The 20,237-nt window shown below is 73.5% G+C and carries 20 protein-coding genes and 1 pseudogene; 3 read left to right on the top strand and 18 right to left on the bottom strand.

The genetic code is table 11. The features are described 5' to 3' along the window. Positions 1-25: 25 nt before the first annotated feature. The 8 genes from rny to MicB006_RS07720 all read right to left on the bottom strand — a co-directional run bounded on the left by rny (position 26) and on the right by MicB006_RS07720 (position 8,467). Positions 26-1,792 (bottom strand): ribonuclease Y, encoded by a 1,767-nt coding sequence (rny, locus tag MicB006_RS07755; protein ID WP_116504875.1) that lies wholly within the window; start codon positions 1,790-1,792, stop codon positions 26-28. Between the two features lie 724 nt (positions 1,793-2,516). After that, positions 2,517-3,215: a 3-keto-5-aminohexanoate cleavage protein gene (locus MicB006_RS07750; RefSeq protein WP_116504873.1), complete on the bottom strand. Its 699-nt coding sequence runs from the start codon at positions 3,213-3,215 to the stop codon at positions 2,517-2,519. Between the two features lie 51 nt (positions 3,216-3,266). Next, a complete protein-coding gene (locus MicB006_RS07745; protein WP_073830226.1) occupies positions 3,267-3,959 on the bottom strand; it encodes a regulatory protein RecX in 693 nt (230 codons plus the stop codon). Positions 3,960-3,970: 11 nt separating this feature from the next. Beyond that, positions 3,971-5,020: a recombinase RecA gene (gene recA, locus MicB006_RS07740; RefSeq protein ID WP_073830227.1), complete on the bottom strand. Its 1,050-nt coding sequence runs from the start codon at positions 5,018-5,020 to the stop codon at positions 3,971-3,973. Between the two features lie 185 nt (positions 5,021-5,205). Then, positions 5,206-5,406, bottom strand: a complete 201-nt coding sequence (locus MicB006_RS07735) for a DUF3046 domain-containing protein (protein ID WP_073830228.1) — start codon at positions 5,404-5,406, stop codon at positions 5,206-5,208. A gap of 4 nt (positions 5,407-5,410) precedes the next feature. Continuing rightward, the gene (locus MicB006_RS07730) at positions 5,411-6,709 is read right to left on the bottom strand and encodes an MFS transporter (RefSeq protein ID WP_116504871.1); all 1,299 of its coding nucleotides are present in this window, start codon (positions 6,707-6,709) and stop codon (positions 5,411-5,413) included. A gap of 67 nt (positions 6,710-6,776) precedes the next feature. After that, positions 6,777-7,919, bottom strand: a complete 1,143-nt coding sequence (locus tag MicB006_RS07725; protein WP_116504869.1) for an acyl-CoA dehydrogenase family protein — start codon at positions 7,917-7,919, stop codon at positions 6,777-6,779. Between the two features lie 20 nt (positions 7,920-7,939). After that, the gene (locus MicB006_RS07720) at positions 7,940-8,467 is read right to left on the bottom strand and encodes a hypothetical protein (RefSeq protein ID WP_152037829.1); all 528 of its coding nucleotides are present in this window, start codon (positions 8,465-8,467) and stop codon (positions 7,940-7,942) included. An 82-nt stretch (positions 8,468-8,549) separates the two neighbouring features. Between MicB006_RS07720 and MicB006_RS07715 the strand changes: the two genes are divergently transcribed. After that, positions 8,550-9,206, top strand: a complete 657-nt coding sequence (locus tag MicB006_RS07715; RefSeq protein WP_116504865.1) for a 4a-hydroxytetrahydrobiopterin dehydratase — start codon at positions 8,550-8,552, stop codon at positions 9,204-9,206. A gap of 1 nt (position 9,207) precedes the next feature. Here the strand turns inward: MicB006_RS07715 and MicB006_RS07710 are convergent, their stop codons facing one another. Both MicB006_RS07710 and MicB006_RS07705 read right to left on the bottom strand, forming a co-directional pair. Beyond that, positions 9,208-9,906, bottom strand: coding sequence for a UdgX family uracil-DNA binding protein (locus tag MicB006_RS07710; protein WP_116504863.1), 699 nt, complete (start codon positions 9,904-9,906; stop codon positions 9,208-9,210). An 81-nt stretch (positions 9,907-9,987) separates the two neighbouring features. Beyond that, positions 9,988-11,325, bottom strand: a complete 1,338-nt coding sequence (locus MicB006_RS07705; RefSeq protein WP_116504861.1) for an aminotransferase class I/II-fold pyridoxal phosphate-dependent enzyme — start codon at positions 11,323-11,325, stop codon at positions 9,988-9,990. Between the two features lie 38 nt (positions 11,326-11,363). Here MicB006_RS07705 and MicB006_RS07700 point away from each other — a divergent pair. Both MicB006_RS07700 and leuE read left to right on the top strand, forming a co-directional pair. Further along, a pseudogene (locus MicB006_RS07700) lies at positions 11,364-12,612 on the top strand (bifunctional pyridoxamine 5'-phosphate oxidase family protein/GNAT family N-acetyltransferase). Next, positions 12,609-13,271 carry a leucine efflux protein LeuE gene (gene leuE / locus MicB006_RS07695; RefSeq protein ID WP_073830236.1) on the top strand — a complete coding sequence of 221 codons (663 nt, stop codon included), beginning with the start codon at positions 12,609-12,611 and terminating at the stop codon, positions 13,269-13,271. Before MicB006_RS07700 ends, leuE begins: the two are co-directional and overlap by 4 nt. 60 nt (positions 13,272-13,331) lie before the next feature. Here the strand turns inward: leuE and MicB006_RS07690 are convergent, their stop codons facing one another. The 8 genes from MicB006_RS07690 to MicB006_RS07655 form a co-directional block, all read right to left on the bottom strand. Beyond that, a complete protein-coding gene (locus MicB006_RS07690; protein ID WP_116504857.1) occupies positions 13,332-14,261 on the bottom strand; it encodes a sporulation protein in 930 nt (309 codons plus the stop codon). Between the two features lie 152 nt (positions 14,262-14,413). Beyond that, positions 14,414-15,478, bottom strand: coding sequence for a hemolysin family protein (locus MicB006_RS07685; protein WP_116504855.1), 1,065 nt, complete (start codon positions 15,476-15,478; stop codon positions 14,414-14,416). Next, positions 15,475-16,830 carry a hemolysin family protein gene (locus MicB006_RS07680; protein WP_116504853.1) on the bottom strand — a complete coding sequence of 452 codons (1,356 nt, stop codon included), beginning with the start codon at positions 16,828-16,830 and terminating at the stop codon, positions 15,475-15,477. Before MicB006_RS07680 ends, MicB006_RS07685 begins: the two co-directional genes overlap by 4 nt. A 163-nt stretch (positions 16,831-16,993) precedes the next feature. Beyond that, on the bottom strand, positions 16,994-17,329 hold the full coding sequence (gene mnhG, locus MicB006_RS07675) for a monovalent cation/H(+) antiporter subunit G (protein ID WP_116504851.1): 336 nt from the start codon (positions 17,327-17,329) through the stop codon (positions 16,994-16,996). Then, a complete protein-coding gene (locus MicB006_RS07670; RefSeq protein WP_116504850.1) occupies positions 17,326-17,589 on the bottom strand; it encodes a monovalent cation/H+ antiporter complex subunit F in 264 nt (87 codons plus the stop codon). The genes mnhG and MicB006_RS07670 overlap by 4 nt, the downstream gene beginning before the upstream one ends. Beyond that, positions 17,586-18,233 (bottom strand): Na+/H+ antiporter subunit E, encoded by a 648-nt coding sequence (locus MicB006_RS07665; protein ID WP_116504848.1) that lies wholly within the window; start codon positions 18,231-18,233, stop codon positions 17,586-17,588. Before MicB006_RS07665 ends, MicB006_RS07670 begins: the two co-directional genes overlap by 4 nt. Further along, positions 18,230-19,735, bottom strand: a complete 1,506-nt coding sequence (locus tag MicB006_RS07660; RefSeq protein ID WP_116504846.1) for a Na+/H+ antiporter subunit D — start codon at positions 19,733-19,735, stop codon at positions 18,230-18,232. Before MicB006_RS07660 ends, MicB006_RS07665 begins: the two co-directional genes overlap by 4 nt. Continuing rightward, the gene (locus MicB006_RS07655; protein WP_116504844.1) at positions 19,732-20,211 is read right to left on the bottom strand and encodes a Na(+)/H(+) antiporter subunit C; all 480 of its coding nucleotides are present in this window, start codon (positions 20,209-20,211) and stop codon (positions 19,732-19,734) included. Before MicB006_RS07655 ends, MicB006_RS07660 begins: the two co-directional genes overlap by 4 nt. Positions 20,212-20,237 lie beyond the last annotated feature (26 nt).

Raw genomic sequence — 20,237 nt, 5'->3', positions numbered from 1 at the left:
GGCCAGCCCTTTCGTGTTCCCCGGTCTAGCGGGCGATCTCGGTGACCCGGGACTCGCGCACCACAGTCACCCGGATCTGACCCGGGTAGGTCAGCTCCTCCTCGATCTGCTTGGCCACGTCCCGGGCCAGCACCGCCGCGCCGATGTCGTCCACGTCGTCCGGCTTGACCATCACCCGGATCTCCCGGCCCGCCTGCATGGCGAAGACCTTCTCCACGCCCAGCTTGCCGGCCGCGATCTCCTCGATCCGCTCCAGCCGCTTCACGTACGCCTCAAGGCTCTCCCGCCGCGCGCCCGGCCGCCCGCCCGAGCAGGCGTCCGACGCCTGGGTCAGCACCGCCTCGATGGTCTGCGGCGGCACCTCGTTGTGGTGCGCCTCGATGGCGTGCACCACGTCCTCGCTCTCGCCGTACTTGCGGGCCACGTCCGCGCCGATGATCGCGTGGCTGCCCTCCACCTCGTGGGTGAGCGCCTTGCCGATGTCGTGCAGGAACGCGCACCGCTTGATCGTCGGCACGTCCAGCCGCAGCTCCGCGGCCATGACGCCGGCGATGTGCGCGGTCTCCACCAGGTGCTTGAGCACGTTCTGCCCGTACGAGGTGCGGTAGCGCAACCGGCCCAGCAGCGTCACCAGCTCCGGGTGGATCTCGGTGATGCCGACCTCGACCAGGGCGTCCTCGGCGGCCCGGAGGCACAGCTCCTCCACCTCCTGCCGGGCCAGGTCGTAGACCTCCTCGATCCGGTGCGGGTGGATCCGGCCGTCGAGCACCAGCTTCTCCAGCGTGACCCGGCCGACCTCCCGGCGTACCGGGTCGAAGCAGGACAGCAGCACCGCCTCGGGGGTGTCGTCGATGATCAGGTTGACGCCGGTGACCGACTCGAAGGCGCGGATGTTGCGCCCCTCCCGGCCGATGATGCGCCCCTTCATCTCGTCACCGGGCAGGTGCAGCACGCTGACCACGCTCTCCGCGGTCTGCTCGCTGGCGACCCGCTGGATGGCGTCCACCACGATGTTGCGGGCGCGCTGCTCGGCGCTGCCCCGGGCATCCGCCTCGATCTCCCGGACCAGCAGCGCGGCCTCCCGCTTGGCCTGCCCCTCGATCGACTCGACCAGCTCCACGCGGGCCGCGTCGGCGGTCAGCCCGGCGACGCGCTCCAGCTCGCGGCGACGCTGCTCCTCCACCTCGGTCAGCGTCCGCTCCCGCTCGGCCAGGGCGGCCTCCCGGGCGGCGAGCGCCGCGGTGGCGGCGGTGAGCTGCCGCTCCCGCTCGGCCAGCCGCTCCACCTCCTCGGTGTGCAGCCGTTCCCGCTCGTCCATCCGGGCGGCCCGGCGTTCCACCTCGGCCGCCTGCTCCCGGGTGGTGGCGGCCAGCACCGCCACCTCCCGCTCGCCGCTGCGCCGCGCGGTGGCGCGCAGCTGCTCGGCGTCCGCCTCGGCCTGCTTGTGCGCGCGCTCCAGCACGGTGTCCGCCTCGGCGCGGGCGTCGTCGAGCACCCGCCGCGCCTCGGCCCGGGCCGCCTTCGCCTCGGCCTTGGCGGCAGCCGCCTCGGCACGCGCCGCCGCGGCCGCGGACTTCGCCACGTCGATGGTGCTGTTCGCCTCGCTGGCGGCGGTACGCAGCGCCGCGAGGGACTGCTCCTGCCGGTCCTTCTCCGCGATGAAGGCCGGATCCTCCGGCGCGGGCGCCAGGCTGAGCCGCTTGAGGGTACGCACGCCGAACAGCACGGCGCCGACCACCACCACGACCAGCAGCAGCACCACCACGAGGAGAACGATGTCGAAGGCGCTCATCGAGCCGCTCCGCACCGGTGGTACGCGGACGCGTCGTCCCGCCGTGCTCCGCCGGCCGGGCGGCCGGTGCCGCCCTCCGGGGAAGGACTCGGACCGTGTGGCAGACCGCCGGTGAACCTGTGCCGCCCAGCCATGGCCGCCTCCCCCTGAACGTCGGCGCCGCAGGACACGCGCGAAGGACGCGCGCCTGCGGCTCTGTACGCCCGACCGGAGCGGCTGGCTCTGGGCAGCTTTCCGTCGACGGTGTCCCGCGAGGGGCACCGCTGGCGGCCGGTTGCAGTTGTCGGTCACTCCGGATGCTCCGGAGCACCGTCAAGGGCCGGTGTAGCTGGCCAAAGTGATGCTGTTCTGTTACGAGATCTATGTTGTGCGCTTAGCCTGCGCTGGTCGGGCAAAGTGAGCCTGTATGGCGAGGCTAGGTCGCGAGGGGCCGTTCGGTCAAGAAAGTCATGATCAAACCACCCGGACGGAGAGAAGTTGCGGCGTCACTCATTGGTGATCAGATGCCGGACAGGCCCGGACAAACCTCGCCGTCCGGCACCACTTCCCGGCACTCCCGGCCTGCTCAGACCCCTTCCACCGGCGCACCGCACCGCACGGCGTCCCCGACCCCATGATCGACTCCACCTCGCCGAGGTGGCGGCATCCTCGTGCCTGCGACCCCGCCACCTCCCCGATCCGCAGTGGATCAAGCCGCCCACCCCACCGGGACGGTGGCGTGGGGTCAGACGAGGGTGCGGGCGGTGGTCACCAGCGCGACGTTGTCGGCGGCCGGCGTGCCGTCGGGCAGCAGCAGCGTGTCCTCCAGGCCGATCCGGGTGTGCAGACCCCGGCGGACCGCCTCGGCGTACACCGGCCAGGTGACCGGTCCTTCGCCGTGCAGCAGCACCGGCGGGCACCCGGCCGGCAGCGCGGCGAGGATCGCCGCCGCGTCGGCGAGCGCCGTCTCGACCTGCTCGGCCATGCATTCGACGAGGACCCGCCCGGTGGGCGTCGGCCAACGACGCCAGGCGTCGACCGCGTCCAGGGTCCACAGGCCGGCCTCGACCATCACGCCGCGCTCGTGCAGCGCGGCGGCGACCTCCGCTGCTCCGGGTTCGTGGGCGTTGACCGAGGCGAAGTCGGGCAGCACCGTCCAGGCGCGGACGGCGGCGACCCGCTCGGCCGGGTCGGGAACGATCCAGGCGCCGGTGCTCACGCCGACCGGCAGGCCGGGACGGGCGGCCCGGACGGCAGTGACAGCCGCGGCGATCACCGCCGGGTCGAGCGACTCGGCGCCCGTGTCGTCGCGCGGGTGCACGTGCACCGCCGCCGCCCCGGCGGCCGCGCAGCGGACCGCGTCCGCTGCCAACTCGGCCGGGGTGAGGGGCACGGCAGCATACTCGTCGCGCCGCCGTGTGCCGTTGAGACAAGCCTTCAGCACCGGTGTGCGCCTCTCCTCGGGACGGCGGCCGCGACGAGGGCGGCCGGTCGGTCAGTCGAGCCGGCGGGAGTCGAGATCGTTCTCGGCGTCGGCCATCGCGTCGGCGTCGATGTGCTCGGCGAACTCGGCCGCCTCGGCGCTCTGCGCGGCCAGCGCGTCCTTCACCGCCCGGATCGCCACCCCGGCCGGATAGCCCTTGCGCGCCAGCATGCCCACCAGACGCCGGAACACCGCGTCCGGCTCACCCCGGGTGCTGCGCAGCTTGCGCTCCACCAGGGCGCGGGCGGTCTCCGCCTCGGTCTCCTCGTCCAGCCCGTCCAGGGCGGCGCCGGCCACCTCGCCGTCGACACCGCGCTGGCGCAGCTCGTTGGCGAGCGCCCGGCGGGCCAGCCCACGGCCGTTGTGCCGGCTGCTCACCCAGGCACGGGCGAACGCGGCGTCGTCGACGATGCCCACCTCGTCGTAACGGTCGAGGACCTGCTCGGCGATCTCCTCGGAGATGCCGCGCCGGGCCAGCGCGCCGGCCAGCTCGGCGCGGGTGCGGGGGCGTACCGCGAGCTGCCGCAGGCAGATCTCCCGGGCCAGCTCGGCCTCGTCGCGCGGCGGAGCCGGAGCCTCCCCTGCATCGGACTCCGCCGCGCGATCGCGGCGCCCCCGGCGGGGCCGGGGCGTACCGGTGGCGTCGCCCGTACGGGGAGGGCCGGCATCCCAGCCCCGGCCCGTACGGGCGCGTCGTCCTGCCACAGGTCAGCGGATCAGAAGTCGACCGGCGGCAACTCCGGGCCACCGGTGGCGTCACCGGCACCACCGGTGCCGACGCCGAGCTTCTCCAGGATCTTCTTCTCGATCTCGGCCGCCACGTCCGGGTTCTCGCGGAGGAACTCGCGGGCCTTCTCCTTGCCCTGGCCGAGCTGGTCGCCGTCGTAGGTGTACCAGGCGCCGGACTTGCGGATGATCGCCTGCTCCACGCCGACGTCGATCAGCGAGCCCTCACGGGAGATGCCCTTGCCGTACATGATGTCGAACTCGGCCTGCTTGAACGGCGCGGCGACCTTGTTCTTCACGACCTTGACCCGGGTGCGGTTACCGACCACGTCGGTGCCGTCCTTGAGGCTCTCGATGCGGCGCACGTCGAGCCGGACCGACGCGTAGAACTTCAGCGCGCGGCCACCGGTGGTGGTCTCCGGGCTGCCGAACATCACGCCGATCTTCTCGCGGAGCTGGTTGATGAAGATCGCGGTGGTGCCGGTGTTGTTGAGCACGCCGGTGATCTTCCGCAGCGCCTGGCTCATCAGCCGGGCCTGCAGACCGACGTGGCTGTCACCCATCTCGCCCTCGATCTCGGCGCGCGGCACCAGAGCCGCCACCGAGTCGATCACGATGATGTCGATCGCGCCGGAGCGGACCAGCATGTCCGCGATCTCCAGCGCCTGCTCGCCGGTGTCCGGCTGGGAGACCAGCAGGGCGTCGGTGTCGACGCCGAGGGCCCGCGCGTACTCCGGGTCGAGCGCGTGCTCGGCGTCGATGAACGCGGCGATGCCGCCGGCGCGCTGGGCGTTCGCCACCGCGTGCAGCGCGACGGTGGTCTTACCGCTGGACTCCGGACCGTAGATCTCGACCACCCGGCCGCGGGGCAGACCGCCCACGCCGAGCGCCACGTCGAGCGCGATGGAGCCGGTCGGGATGACAGCCGTCTGCACGACGGGCCGCTCCCCCAGGCGCATCACCGAACCCTTGCCGAACTGCTTGTCGATCTGAGCGAGAGCAAGGTCGAGCGCCTTCTCCCGGTCAGGCCCTGCTGCCATCGTTGCCACCCCTGCCTTCGCCGGCGTCTTTCCTGAGCTTCGCGTCACGCGGGACACGCTAGGCGCTGGGTCCGACAGAAAACCAGCCGACGGGCCGTGAGCTGTGGACGAGCACCCCGCTGTGGACAATAGCCGAACAGGTGTACGACTGGGCAAGCGACACGCGGGATCGACGAAAAGGCTGCTCAGCGTAGTCGGGCGGGCACCCGGTCGGGATACGCGGCGACCACGGCGCGCCACACCACGTGCGTTTGCTCACCGGCCGCGAGCGCCTGCTCGATGGTCCGCCCATCGAGCTGGGACAGCACCTGGTCCCGGGCGATGCTGGCCGCGTAGCCGGGCCCGAACGCCTCCTCGAGCCGCGTCCAGAAGTCGGTCAGCCGCACGTGTTCAGTCCTCCTTGTCGAGTGGGTCCGCGCCGGGAGGGCGCAGCGCCAGCGCCACCAGCGGCACCACGGCGATCGCCGCCAGCAGGGTGAGCGTCGGGTACCCCACGGCCCGCATGACGAACCCGCTCGCCGCCGCGGCGCCCGCCCCGGCCAGCCCCATGAGCAGGTCGGACAGGCCCTGCACGCCGGGCCGGTCGGCCGTGGGCACCGACTCCGACAGCAGCGTCGAGCCCGCCACCATCGTGCCCGACCAGCCCAGCCCGAGCAGCGTCAGCCCCACCGACAGCAGCGCCGTGTGGTGCCCGGCGGTGCCGGAGACCGCGCACGCGGCCAGCAGCAGCGCCACCCCGCCGAGGATCACCGGTCGCCGGCCGACCCGGTCGGTGAGCCACCCCACCACCGGCGACAGCGCGTACATGCCGGCGATGTGCAGGCTGAGCACCAGGCCGACCACGGGCAGCACGTCCTCGTCGGAGTGCCACTCGCCGAGGTGCACCGGGGTCATCGACATGACAGCGACCATCACCAGGTGCCCCACCGCGACCGCGGCGATGCCGAGGCGGGCGGCCGGCCGCCCGCGTACCGTGCGCCACGCGGCGACCATGCCACCGCGGCGGGTGACAGCCGGCGCGGCGCCCGGCGCCGGCTCGGCCGCCGCCAGCCGGCGCGCGGTGAGCAGCGGGTCCGGCCGCAGCAGGACCAGGAGTACGGCGGCGGTCAGCGTGAACGCGACGGCGCTGAACGCGAACGGGCCGGCCAGCGCCGGCAGGCCCCAGCCCCGGGTGGTCTCGTCGGCGAGCGCGGCGAAGTTCGGCGCGGCCACCGCGCCGATGGTGGTGGCCCAGACGACCAGCGAGAGCTGCCGCCCCCGGCGCTGCGGTTCGGCCAGGTCCACGGCCGTGTAGCGCGCCTGGAGGTTGGCCGCCGTGCCGCCGCCGAACAGCAGCATGCCGACGAAGAGCAGCGGCACCAGGCGCGTCACGGTGGCGACCACCACCAGCACGCCCCCGACCGCGCCGACCGCGTACGCGAGGACCAGCCCCGGTCGCCGGCCACGAGCGGTCATGAGCCGGGTGACGGGGATGGCGAGCAGCGCGGCGCCGACCACACCCGCGCTCTGCGCCAGCCCGGCCAGGGCGGTGCCGGCGACCCGGGCGGCGAGCAGCGCGCCGACCGAGATGCCGATGGTGACGCCGATGCCGCCGATGATCTGGGTGAGGAACAGCAGCCGGACGGTACGCCGCTGGATGCCGGCGGCGTCGGGCCGGGGCGGGGCCGGCGCGGTCAGGTCGGTGGCCATGCGCGCTCCTGGTGGGACGGGTGCCTCATCCTCCCGCACCCGGCCCTGGAGCCGGCACCCGGTTTCGCTACAGGCCGAGACCCCGGCCGATGATCTCCTTCATGATCTCGGTGGTGCCGCCGTAGATGGTCTGCACCCGGCTGTCCAGCCACGCCTTCGCCACCGGGTACTCCGCCATGAAGCCGTAGCCGCCGTGCAGCTGCACGCACCGGTCGGCCACCTTGGTCTGCAACTCGGTGGTCCACCACTTGGCCTTCGCCGCGTCGGTCACCGACAGGCGGCCCGCGTTGAACTCGGCGACGCAGTGGTTGACGAACGTGCGCGCGATGGTGACCTCGGTGTCCAGCTCGGCCAGCAGGAACCGGTTGTGCTGGAACCGGCCGATCGGCCGCCCGAACGCCTCGCGGGAGCGGGCGTACTCGATGGTGAGCGCGAGCAGCTTCTCGCAGGCCGCCACCGCTGCCACGGCGATGCTCAGCCGCTCCCGGGGCAGGTTGGCCATCAGGTGGTAGAAGCCCTGGTTCTCGGTGCCGATCAGGTTCTCCGCCGGCACCCGGCAGTCGTCGAAGAACAGCTCGGCGGTGTCGTTGGCCTTCAACCCGACCTTCGCCAGCCGGCGGCCCCGGCTGAAGCCCGGCGTGCCGCTCTCCACCACTACCAGGCTCACCCCGTGCGCGCCCTGCTCGGGCGCGGTCTTGACCACCACGACCACCAGGTCGGCCATCTCACCGTTCGTGATGAACGTCTTCTGCCCGTTGAGGACCAGGCTGTCGCCGTCGCGCACCGCGCTGGTGCGGATGCCGGCCAGGTCGCTGCCCGCGCCCGGCTCGCTCATCGCGATCGCGGTGACCAGGTCGCCGGAGCAGAAGCCCGGCAACCACCGCTTGCGCTGGTCGCCGGTGGTCAGCTCGGTCAGGTACGGCGCGACCACGTCGTTGTGCAGCCCGAAACCGAGGCCCGAGCACCCGGACGCGACGATCTCCTCGTCCAGCACCGCGTTGAACCGGAAGTCGCGCTGCCCGCCGCCGCCGTACTCGGGGTCGACGTCGGGGCCGAGCAGCCCGGCCGCGCCGGCGGCCCGCCACACCTGCCGGTCGACGATCCCGTCGGCCTCCCAGCGCTCGTGGTGCGGCACCGCCTCCCGGGTCAGGAAACGGCGGCACAGGTCGCGGAACTCGTCGTGGACGGGCTCGTAGAGATGCTGCTCCATGGCGGCAAGTCTGGCACCGCTCACCCGCCCTGGACAGAGGCGAGCGCCGCTCGCAGCCGGCGCTCCAGGCGGCCGGTACGCACGGCTTCGGCCAGCACCGCTACCAGCACGATGCCGAACCCGACGGCGGCGACCTCCGACCCGGCGCCGATCGCGAGCACGATCAGCGCGCCGAGCAGCACGACGCCACCGGCCGCCCCGACCAGCGCTCCCCGGCGTACCGCGGGAAGGTTGTCCGCCACCGCCGCGCGCCCCGCCTCGTCGGCCGGCGGCTCGCCCCGGCGCAGCGCGGTCTCGGCGACCGCCCAGGCGGCGACCCGGTCCGCCTCGGCGGGGCGCGGCTTCGCGAACCGGCTCAGCGTGAAGAAGAACGCGAACCCCCAGAGAACCGCGTTCAGGCCGGCCTCGACCACCGCGTCCTGAACGGACCCGTCCCGCTCCCAGAGCCGGATGGGCAGCCAGAGGAGGCCGGCGATCAGCATGGAGACCACGTACGGGACGGGTGCGCCGAACCGGAGCAGCGACACACGAGGTCGGGAGTCGGCCATGCCCGGATCGTATCCCCGCGTGTCGATCTGTGATCCCGTGTCGACGGTGGCGGACGGCCGTGGCGCACGTCAGGATGGCCGGATGAGCACACTCACGGGGAAACAGGTCGCCGAGGCCGGGCTGGACGGGTGGACGTACCTGCTGGGGGCGTTGCAGACGCGCATCCGTACCCCCGATTTCGCGGCCGGGCTGGCGCTCGTGGCCGCGGTGGGCGCGGAGGCCGAGCGGGTCGATCATCATCCCGATCTGGACCTGCGCTACACCCACGTGGACGTGCGGCTGTGGTCGCACGACGTGGGCGGGGTGACCCAGCGTGACCTGCGGCTGGCCCGGTTCGTCTCGGAGCTGGCCGCCGACTCCGGGCTGACCCTGTCGGCGGCCGGGCTGGCCCGGCTGGAACTGGCGCTGGACACCCCCGAGCACGCGGCGGTGCTGCCGTTCTGGCGCGCGGTCCTGGCGTGGGGGGCGCCGCCCGGCCCGGGCCCGGACACCGACGAGGTACGCGACCGGGACGGCGTGCTGCCGACCGTCTGGTTCCAGCGCTCCGGCCGGGAGGAGCCACGGCAGCGGTGGCACCCGGACGTGTGGGTGGATCCGGCCGAGGTGGACGCGCGCATCGCGGCGGCGCTGGCGGCCGGCGGCACGCTGGTCAGCGACGCGGAGGCGCCGAGCTTCTGGGTGCTCGCCGACCCGGACGGCAACCGGGTCTGCCTGTGCACCTGGCAGCAGCGCTCCTGACTCAGCGCAGCGCCTTGGCGGCCACTTTCAGGTCGGCGACGAGGCCCTCGTACGCGACGTCCTGGTTGTCGGCGCGCAGCACCGCGGACGGGTGGATGGTGGCCAGCAGCCGGGCCGCCGGGGCGTCGGCGACCGCGCCCGTCCGGTCCACCGGCACCCGTTCGAAGTCCTCCGGGTGCTGCGCGGCGGCCGGCCAGGGCAGCAGCTCACCGCGTTGTTTCGTCACCCGGAAGCTCGGGCCGAGCAGCGCCTTGGCGGCGGTGGCGCCGAGCACCACCACGATCTCCGGGCGCAGCCGGGCGAACTCGGCGACCAGCCAGGGCCGGCAGGCGGTGACGTGCACCCGGTCGGGGGTCTGGTGGATGCGCCGCTTGCCGCGCAGCTCGAAGCGGAAGTGCTTCACGGCGTTGGTCAGGTAGATCTGGGCGGGGTCGAGCGCGGCGTCGTCGACGGCCTTGCGCAGCAGCCGTCCGGCCGGGCCGACGAACGGCAGTCCCTTCTGGTCCTCGATGTCGCCCGGCTGCTCGCCGACGAAGACCACGCGGGCGTGCTCGTCACCGCGGCCGAAGACGGTCTGGGTGGCGTCCCGGTACAGCTCGCAGCCCTGGCAGCCGGTTGCGGCGGCGCGCAGCTCGTCGATGGTGTCCGCCGACGGCGGGATGAACTCCTGCGCTCCGGGTGCGCTCTCGGTCTCGGCCATGCCGATCGTTCTACCCCGTCCGCCGCCGCGCACGCGAGCGGCCCGCCGCGCTCTGCGGGAGGTGTTAACAAGGGGCCCTTCCTATACCGAATGCGTTAAGAGGGGGCCCTTCCTTCCGGCGGTGAGCGCGTCGGCGAGCGCGGGGATGCCGGCTTCGTCCAGCGCGCTCACCGAGACGCGCACGGCGGGGTCGGCGGCGATGCGGTAGAGCCGGCCGGGCGCCACCGACCATCCGGCGTCGCGCGCCGTCGTGACCGCCACCGTCTCGTCGGGCACCGGCACCCAGACGTTGATCCCGGTACGCCCGTGCGCGGCCACCCCGCGCGCGGCCAGCGCGGCCACCAGCCCGTCGCGCCGCCGGTCGTAGCTGTCCGCCGCGCGCCGTACCAGATCGGCCGTGGCCGGGTCGCGCCAGAGTGACACGACCAGGCGTTGCAGCACCGTGGACACCCAGCCGGCGCCGACCCGCGCCCGGCCGGCCACCCGGGCCACTGTGGCCTCGTCGCCGGCCAGCACGGCGAGCCGCAGGTCGGGCCCGTAGGGCTTGCTCACCGACCGGACGAAGGCCCACGCCGGTGTCGCCCCGGCGAGCGGGTGAAGGGGTACGCGGGCCAGTTCGGCGGCGTGGTCGTCCTCGATCAGCAGCAGGTCGGCGCGACCGTCCAGCAGCGTTCGCAGCGCCGCCGCACGGTCGGCGGAGACGGCTGCGCCGGTCGGGTTCTGGGCCCGGCTGGTCACCACGAGCGCCCGGACCCCGGCGGCCAGCGCCGCCCGGACGCCGCCGACGGTGGGGCCGTCGTCGTCCACCGGCACGCCGACGGCACGCAGCCCGAGCGCGGCGATCAGGTCGAGCAGGTTGGCCCAGCCCGGGTCCTCCACCGCCACCGCGTCGCCGGGGCGCAGGTGGGCGGCGAGCAGCCGCTCGATGCCGTCGAGCGCGCCGCCGGTGACTGTGAGCGCGCCTTCTGGCACGCCGTCCGCGGCGAGCCGCTCCCGGGCCAGGGCGGCCAGGTCGGGCAGCGTCGCGTCGGTCGCGTACCCGCCGGGGGGTCCGATCTCGGCGGCGAGCGCGGCGAGGTGCGGCCCGAGCGGGGGCAGCAGCCGGGGGTCGGGTTGACCGGCGGAGAGGTCGCGCCCACCGGTCAGCGGCGGGGGCAGCAGCGCGGCGCGGCGGGCGGCCACCGGCGGGCGGGGGCGGACCCGGGTGCCGTGCCGGCCGGCGGTCGCGACCAGGCCGCGTTGCCGCAGTTCCTGGTACGCCTTCGCGACTGTGGCCGGGCTGACGCCGAGTCCGGCGGCGAGCGCCCGGACGGCGGGCAGGGCGTCGCCCGGCGCGAGGTCACCGCTGCGGATGCCCGATTCGACGCTCGCCGAAATCGCGGCCGACGTGGACCCGCTGACCTGATAATGTGCTGCCACAGTTTGGTGATTGTACTAGAACAAAGGTGGGATGTCACATGTACCCTCCGACCCCCCCGCACCACAGCCACCCGCGTCCGCGACCGGATGCACTACGACGCGGCCACCGCGCACGCGCTGCTCGACGAGGCGTATCACTGCGCGCTGTCGTTCACTGTCGACGGCGAGCCGCGCGTCCTGCCGACGCTGCACGTGCGCGTCGGCGACACGCTCTACCTGCACGGCTCCACCGGCAGCCGGCCACTGCTGGCCGCCCGGGGCGAGGCCGGGCTGCCGGTCTGCGTCGCCGTCACCCACCTCGACGGGCTGGTCTACGCCCGGTCGCAGTTCCACCACAGCGCCAACTACCGGTCCGTGGTGGCGCACGGCACCGCCCGGCTGGTCGAGGACGCCGACGAGAAGGCGGCGGTGATGACCGCCCTGGTGGAGAAGGTGGCCACCGGCCGCTCCGCCGAGAGCCGCCCGCCGAACCGGCGCGAACTGGCCGAGACCGCGGTGCTGGCGCTGCCGCTGCGGGAGGTGTCGGTACGGGTACGCACCGGCGGGGTGAACGACGAGCCGGCCGACGAGGCGCTGCCGTACTGGGCCGGGGTGGTGCCGCTACGGCTCACGCTGGGCCGCCCCGAACCCGCCCCCGGAGTGAGCGCGCCGGTGCCGGCGTACCTGCGCACGGCCCGCTCACCGTGGCACGAGCCGGCGGTGCTGCGCGGCGAACACGTGGTGCTGGAGCCGCTCGACCTCGCCCACGCCGACGAGCTGTACGCCGCCACCGACGACCCGCAGGTGTGGCGGCACCTGGGCGGTACGCAGCCCGCCGACGCCGACGAGATGCGCCGGGTGATCAGCGGCTACCTGGACGCGCAGGAGCGCGGCGAGCAGGCGTGCTGGGCACAGCGCTGCGCCACCACCGGCGCGGTGATCGGCACGACCTCCTACTACGAGATCGACCCGGTCCGCCGGTCACTGGCGATCGGCTACACCTGGCTGGGCCGCCCGTGGTGGCGTACCGGCGTCAACACCGAGGCGAAGCTGCTCCTGCTGGGCCGGGCCTTCGACGAGCTGGACGCGGTGCGCGTGGTCTGGCACACCGACATCCGCAACGAACGCTCGCAGCGGGCCATCGAACGGCTCGGCGCGAGCCGCGAGGGCGTGCTGCGGCAGCACAAGCAGCGCGCCGACGGCTCCTGGCGGGACACCGTGCAGTACTCGATGCTCGCGCAGGAGTGGCCGAGCGCACAGGCCAGCCTGCGGGAACGTCTTCGCCCGGGGGCCTCCGTGGCGTCATGATGTCCGGCGTGCTGGGGATCACCGACATCTGGACGTACGTGCTGGGCACCGTGGCGATCGTGCTGCTGCCCGGCCCGAACTCGCTCTTCGTGCTGGCCACCGCCGCCCGCCGGGGAGTGGCCACCGGTTACCGGGCCGCGTCCGGGGTGTTCGTCGGCGACGCGGTGCTGATGGTCCTCTCCGCCGCCGGGGTGGCCTCGCTGCTCCAGGCGTACCCGCCGCTCTACCTGGTGATCAAGTACGCCGGCGCGGCGTACCTCGGATGGTTGGGGCTGGCCATGCTGCGCGGCGCGTGGCGGCGCTGGCGCGACCGCAACGACCCGGCCACGCCGCGCCTGATCGACGAGGTCGAGCCGGCCGGGCCGCAGGAGCCGTTCCGGCGGGCGCTGGTGATCAGCCTGCTCAACCCGAAGGCGATCCTGTTCTTCGTCTCGTTCTTCATCCAGTTCGTCGACCCCGGGTACGCGTGGCCGGCGCTGTCGTTCCTGCTGCTCGGGCTGATCGCGCAGGTCGCCAGCGCGCTCTACCTGACCGCGCTGATCTTCACCGGCACGTTCCTGGCCGCCCAGTTCCGGCAGCGCCGTCGGCTGGCCGCGAGCGGGACCACAGCTGTCGCGGTGCTGTTCCTCGGGTTCAGCCTCAAGCTCGCCGCCGGCTGACGGAAAGGAAGGGCCCCTTCTTAACGCCTCCGGTAGAGGAAGGGTCCCTTCTTAACGAGATCACGTCCCGTCGCCGCCCCCGCCACCGCCGCCGATGCCCGCGCCACCGGCCGTGCCCCCGAGGCCGTAGCCCGGCGCGACCGGGCGGTCGGGGGGACGGCTGACGTGCGCCGACTCGCGGATCGTGGCCGACCAGTCGGCGTGCGCCGCCGCGGCCGCGTGCCTGTCGATGGCGTGCCGCAGCCAGCCGTCCACCGTGGCCACCCAGTCCCGCTGGTCGGCCCCGGCGTGCCAGACCCGGAACCGGCTGATGCTCTGGTGGGTGATCCCGGCCAGGGACAGCCGCCGGTCCAGCCAGAACAGCACCTCCATGCCGGCCGAGTTGGTCAGCATGATCACTTCCAGTTCGGTCAGCGGGCCGGCGTAGAGCGGCGCGGCCCAGAACCCGAACCACTGCTGGAACGGAAGCGTCTGCTCCACCCCCGGCAGGCGGCCCTGCCGAAGCCCCGCCTGCCGGATCGCGAAGCCCAGGGTGTCCAGCGCGGCGAGCACGTGCTGCTGCGTGGGCAGCGGGTGGATCAGGACCGGCACCATCGCGCCCTGGTCGACGTCGGGGTCCACCGACACCTCGGTACGCAGCCCGGTCCGCAGGGTCAGCAACGGCACACCGCCGTACGTGGTCACCGGCGCCTCCCACGGCAGCGGCACGGCGAAGTCGACCGCCCGCCGCCGCCCGGCCGGCACCACGAAGCGCCCCGCGATCAGCCACTGGTGGTACTGCACCAGCCGGCGCGGCGACTCCGGGTCCTCCGGTTCGACCTGCGTGACCAGCCCGAGCCGGATGTGCCGGACCGGGACGTCCGAGTCACCGGCGGTGAGCGTCACCCGGCCCGGCAGTCGCAGGCCCGGCCGGGTGCTCGGATTGGGCAGGGCGGTGCTCACGGAGAGCCCGCTCCAGGCGGAGTCCCGCGACACCCCGGTCAACCGCATGCCGGGGCATTCCCGCTGCCCGCCGGGCCATGCCCGGCCGAAGCGGAGGCCGGCCGCCGCAACGGACGCGCCGCCCACGCCGATCTACCGAAACGACGCCGGCCCGGCGAGATGGGGACACCACCTCGCCGGGCCGGCACTGATCACGACGTTCAGCGCATCCGGCGGCCTCGCGGCACCGTGTCGGTCTCGTCGTCGAACTCGCCGATGACCTCCTCCAGCAGGTCCTCCAGCGCGACGAACCCGATCGGGCGGGTCGGCCCGCCGCCGTTGCTCACCAGCGCGAGCTGCGCCTGCTGTGCCCGCATCGCAGCCACCGCCTCGGTCACCGACGCCTCGGCCGGCAGCGTGAAGGCGTTGGTCATCAACTCCTCCGCGGTCGCCGGGCGGCCGGTGGTGACGGCGCGCACCGCCTCGCGTACGTGGACCAGGCCGCACACCTCGCCGCCGGTGTCGACCACGGCCAGCCGGGACCGGCCGCTGTCGCGGGAGACGTGCTCGATCCGCTCGGCGGTCTCGTCCCGGCGTACCGTGACGATCTGGTCGAACGGCTCCATCACCTGCGCCACTGTGGTGCCCTGAAGCTCCAGCATGCTGCTGAGCAGCTGGTGCTGCTCGGCGCCGAGCAGCCCGTGCTCCCGGGACTGCTCCAGCAGGATGCGCAGCTCGTCCGGGCCGTGCACCTGGGCCAGCTGGTCCTGCTGCTGCACGCCGAACAGCCGCAGCATCGCGTTCGCGAGCCCGTTGAGCACGGAGAGCACCGGCCGGACGATCCGGGCGAAGGCCCGGAACGGCAGCGCCAGCAGCGTCGCTGAACGCTCGGCGTCGGTGATCGCCCAGGACTTCGGGGCCATCTCGCCGACCACCAGGTGCAGGAACGTCACCAGGGACAGCGCGAACACCAGCGCGACCACGTGGCTGGCCGCGGCGGGCAGGCCGACCGCGTGCAGCAGCGGGCTGATCAGCCGCTCGATGGCCGGCTCCGCCAGCGCGCCCAGACCCAGCGTGCACAGCGTGATGCCGAGCTGCGCGCCGGCCAGCATCAGACTCAGCTCGCGGACGCCGTCGAGCGCCGCGCGGGCAGCCCGGCCGCCACCGGCGGCCGCCTGTTCCAGCCGGTACCGCTTGGACGCCACGAGCGCGAACTCGGCGGCCACGAAGAACCCGTTGAGCGCCAGCAGCACCACGGAGAAGAACAACGCGAACCCGGGGGTCATGCCGCACCCTCCCCGGAGACGTCGGCGGTGGACCGCAGCCGCACCGAGTCGGCCACGTGCCGGTCCACTGCGAGCACCTCGACCAGCACCCGCGGGCCGGACGCCGGCACGTCGCCGTCGGTCGCGACCGGGATCTCCAGCCGGTCACCGACCTCGGGCACCCGCCCCAGCTCCCGCATCACCAGACCGGAGAGCGTGTCGTACTCGGGGGCCTCGGGCAGCTCGATGCCGGTGCTGTCGGCGACCTCGTCGATGCGCCAGCGCGCCGGGACGACCCAGGAGCCGTCCTCCTGCCGTGCCGCGGCCCGGTCCGGCGGGTCGTCCTCGTCGCGGATCGGCCCGACCAGTTCCTCGGCCAGGTCCTCCAGCGTGATCACGCCGGCGAAGCCGCCGTACTCGTCGACCACGCAGGCGAGCTGCCGGTGCCCGGACCGCAGCCGGTCGAGCACCGTCGGCAGCGGCAGCGTCTCGGGCACCAGCAACGGGGGTACGGCCACCGCGTCGACCCGGGTGGTCGCGCGTTCCGCCGGGGGCACCCCGAGCACGTCGGCGATGCCGACCACGCCGATCAGGTCGTCGACGCCCTCGGCGCCGCTCACCGGGAACCGGGAGTGGCCGGTGTCCAGCAGCTCGACGATCCGGCTGACCGGCTCGTCGGCCCGGACGGTGTGCACGTCGACGCGGGGCACCATCGCCTCGCCGGCGGTCAGCTCACGGAAGTCCAGGCCCCGGTCCAGCAGGTCGGACATCTCGGCGTCGAGGTGCCCCTCCTCCCGGGACTCGGCGATGATCTGTTCCAGGTCCTGCGGGGTGGCGCCGCTGGGCAGCTCCTCGATCGGCTCGATGCCGATGCGGCGGAGCAGCCGTACCGCGGCCCGGTCGAAGAGCGTGATCAGCGGGCCGGCGATCTTCAGGTACATCAGGGTGGACCGGGACAGCGCGCGGGCCAGCGGCTCGGCCCGCGCGATGGCCAGGTTCTTCGGGGCGAGCTCACCCAGGACCATCTGCACCACTGTGGCGATGACCAGGGCCAGCGCCACCGACAGCGGCAACGCCACCGTGCTGGAGATGCCGGTGAGGCCGAGCAGGTCGGCCAGCCCGGCGCCCAGGAACGGCTCGGCGACGTAACCGACCAGCAGGGCGGTCACGGTGATGCCCAGCTGGGCGCCGGACAGCATGAACGAGAGCCGCGCGGTGACCTCCAGGGCCCGGGACGCGGCACGATCGCCACCGTCGGCGAGCTGCTTGAGCTTGCCCCGGTCCACGGCGACGTAACCGAACTCCTGGGCCACGAAGTAACCGGTGGCGGCGGTGAGAACGGTGATGAGAAGGAGACCGACGAGGATCAACACGGGAGGTTCAGGGCTCCCGGGGTCGTCGGGGAGGGAAATCGCCGGGTACGACCCGGCCGGCTACTGCTGCCCTCCGGGGCAGGAGAGTCGATCATGCGGCCCATTTTATCGGTACCCGCTGGACGTCCGCTGAGGGTGCCGGGAACCCTCCCCCACGTCCGGTTCACCGCCCGGCCAGCTCGTCCACGTCCAGCAGGCTCCGGTCGACCCGGCCGGACCGGTAGGCCGCCCGCCCGATCATCTGTGCGGCGACCGGCGCGGTGGAGAGCTGGAAGAGCGCCACCAGGACCAGCATGCCCAGGTCCGATGGGGTACGCAGGCGCAACGCCAGCCCGGCCAGGAGCAGCAGGACGCCGAGCACCTGCGGCTTGGTGGCCGTGTGCATCCGGTCCAGCACGTCCGGGAAGCGGACCAGCCCGATGCCGGCGACCAGCCCCAGCGCGGCGCCGGCCAGCAGCAGCACCCCACCCGCCCAGTCCGCGATCGTGCCGGCGCTCATGATTCGGCCCGGACCGCGAAGCGCACCAGCGACACCGAACCGACGAAGCCGAGCAGGGACAGCACCACGAGCACGGGCAGCGTGGTGGCGTGCCGGTTGACGGCGGCCTCCGCCCCCACCGCGGCGAGCATCGCCGTCAGCAGCAGGTCGGCGGCGACGACCCGGTCGAGCAGGGACGGGCCGCGGTAGATGCGGGCCAGGGCGAGCAGCGCGGTGGCCGAGAGCAGCACGGTGAGCGCGCCGGCGAGCAGGACGGTCACGGGTTCCTCCGTTCGACGGGTTCGAGGTCGAGCTGACGTACCTCGGCGGGAGATCCGATGGCGCGGACGATGCGCCGTTCGACGGCGAGCACGCGCTCGCGGCTGCCGGCGATGTCCTGGGGGCCGCGCACGTCGAGCACGTGCACGAAGAGCACGCCCTCGACCCGGTCGACGTCAATGATCAGCGTGCCCGGCACCAGCGAGATCACCTCGGCGGTGAGCGCCAGGTTGAGGTCGGTGCGCACGCGCAGCGGCACCGCGATGATCGCGCCGCGCGGGCGGTAGCCGAAGCGCAGCGCCACGGCGGCGACGTGCAGGCTGGCGCTCACCAGCTCCGCGATGAAGGTGGTCAGGAAGACCAGCAGCGCGCGGGGGCGGAACCGGCCGCCGAAGGTGACCGGCGGCAGCGGGAAGAACACCAGTACGGCCACGCCGACCACCAGCCCGGCGATCAGGTTGCCCCAGGACACGTCGCCCCACAGCAGCATCCAGGCGACGACGAGCCAGCCGAGCGCGAGCGCCTGGTCGCGGCGCCGCCCACCCCGGCCCACCACCGGCATCGGCCCGTCCGGCTCGGGCACGGCCCGGGGTACGCCCTCCGGCTCCCCGGTCGCGCCCCGGCCCGGGGGCAGGTCGTCGGTCATGGCACGTCCTGGGGCAGGACCGCCCGCACGTACGGGGTGCGTTCGCGCAGGTCGGCGGCCGCGTCCGCGGTGACCTGGAACAGCGGCCCGGCCGCCAGCGTGAACAGCACGCCGAGCGCGACCAGGGCGGTGGTGGCGCCGACCATCAGGCCGGGCAGCCGGGCCGGCACGGTGGTGGAGGCCAGCCGGGGCTCACGCCAGAACGCGATGTTCCACACCCGGGACGCGGCGTACAGGGTGAGCAGGCTGGTCAGCGTGCCGGCCCCGACGAGCACGGCGGGCAGCGTCCCGCCCGCCGCCACCCCGGCCTGGAGCAGGCCGAGCTTGCCGAGGAAGCCGGAGAACGGCGGGATGCCGGCCAGGTTCATCGCCGGGACGAAGAAGAGCACGCCGAGCATCGGGGCGATCCGCGCCAGCCCGCCGATGCGGCGCAGGTCGGTGCTGCCCGCGCGTTCCTCGACCAAGCCGGCGACCAGGAACAGCGTGGTCTGGATGGTGATGTGGTGCACCACGTAGAAGATCGCCCCGGACAGTCCGGCGACGCTGCTCAGCGCCACCCCGAAGATCATGTAGCCGATGTGGCTGACCAGCGTGAAGGAGAGCAGCCGCTTGAGGTCCGACTGGGCCACCGCGCCGAGGATGCCGACCACCATGGTCAGGCCGGCCACCACCATCAGCAGGCCGGCGACCTGGCCGCCGGGGAACAGCAGCGTCTCGGTGCGGATGATCGCGTACACGCCGACCTTGGTGAGCAGGCCCGCGAAGACGGCAGTCACCGGCGCGGGCGCGGTCGGGTAGCTGTCCGGCAACCACGCCGACAGCGGGAACACCGCCGCCTTGATCCCGAACGCGAGCAGCAGCATCAGTTGCAGGGTCAGGCGTACGCCCGACGGCAACGCGTCCAGCCGGCCGGCGAGCTGCGCCATGTTCAGCGTGCCGGTGGCCGCGTACACCAGGCCCACCGCGGACAGGAACAGCAGCGACGACAGGACGCTGACCACCACGTACGTCGACCCGGTACGCAGCCGCACCTCGGTGCCGCCCAGCGTGATCAGCACGAAGCTCGCGGCGAGCAGGATCTCGAAGCCGACGAAAAGGTTGAACAGGTCCCCGGCCAGGAAGGCGTTCGTCACGCCCGCGGTCAGCACCAGGTACGTGGGGTGGTAGATGCTCACCGGCGCGGTCTCGCCGGTCTCCCCCCGGCCCTGGCCGATCGAGTAGAGCAGCACGCACAGCGTCACCGCCGAGGAGACCAGCACCATCAGCGCCGCCAGCTGGTCGGCCACCAGCACGATGCCCACCGGCGCCGGCCAGCCGCCCACCTGCACCACCACCGGGCCGAACCGGTACGCCTCGACCAGCAGCACCGCCGCCACCACCAGGACGCTGGACAGGCAGAGCACGCTCGTCCATCGCTGCAGGCGGGGCCGCCCGGACAGCAGGAGTGTCAGCGCCGCGCCGAGCAGCGGCACCACCACCGGCAGCGGCACCAGGGCACTCATGTGTCACCGTCCCGGCGCAACCGCCGACGGGTCGGCTCCGGGTCCACCTGCTCCGGGTCGTCGTCCGGGCCCTCGCCGCCGTGGTCCGCAGTGGACACCTCGTTGCTCTCGGCGAGCCGGACGATCTGCCGGTCCTCCAGGTCGTCCTGCACCTCGTCGTCGCCGCTGGTGAACCAGCTGCGATACGCGACAGCGAGCAGGAACGCGGTCAGCCCGAACGTGATCACCACTGCGGTGAGCACCATGGCCTGGGGCAGCGCGTCGCTCATCTCACCCTGCGGGGAGGAGCCGACGAACGGTGCGGCGCCGGCTCGCCCGCCGAGCAGGATGAGCAGGTTCACGCCGTTGCCGAGCATGATGATGCCGAGCAGGATCCGGGTCAGGCTGCGTTCCAGCAGCAGCGTGACACCGGCGGCGACGAGCACCCCGACCGCCAGCACCAGCACCATCGTCGGCGCGGCCGCGCCCCTGCTCACTGAGCAACCTCTGTTCGCGACTGCGG

Source organism: Micromonospora sp. B006 (assembly GCF_003408515.1).
GTDB lineage: Bacteria > Actinomycetota > Actinomycetes > Mycobacteriales > Micromonosporaceae > Micromonospora > Micromonospora echinospora_A.
The sequence above is the reverse complement of the archived record's forward strand: the minus strand, read 5'-3'. Positions and strand labels throughout refer to the sequence as shown.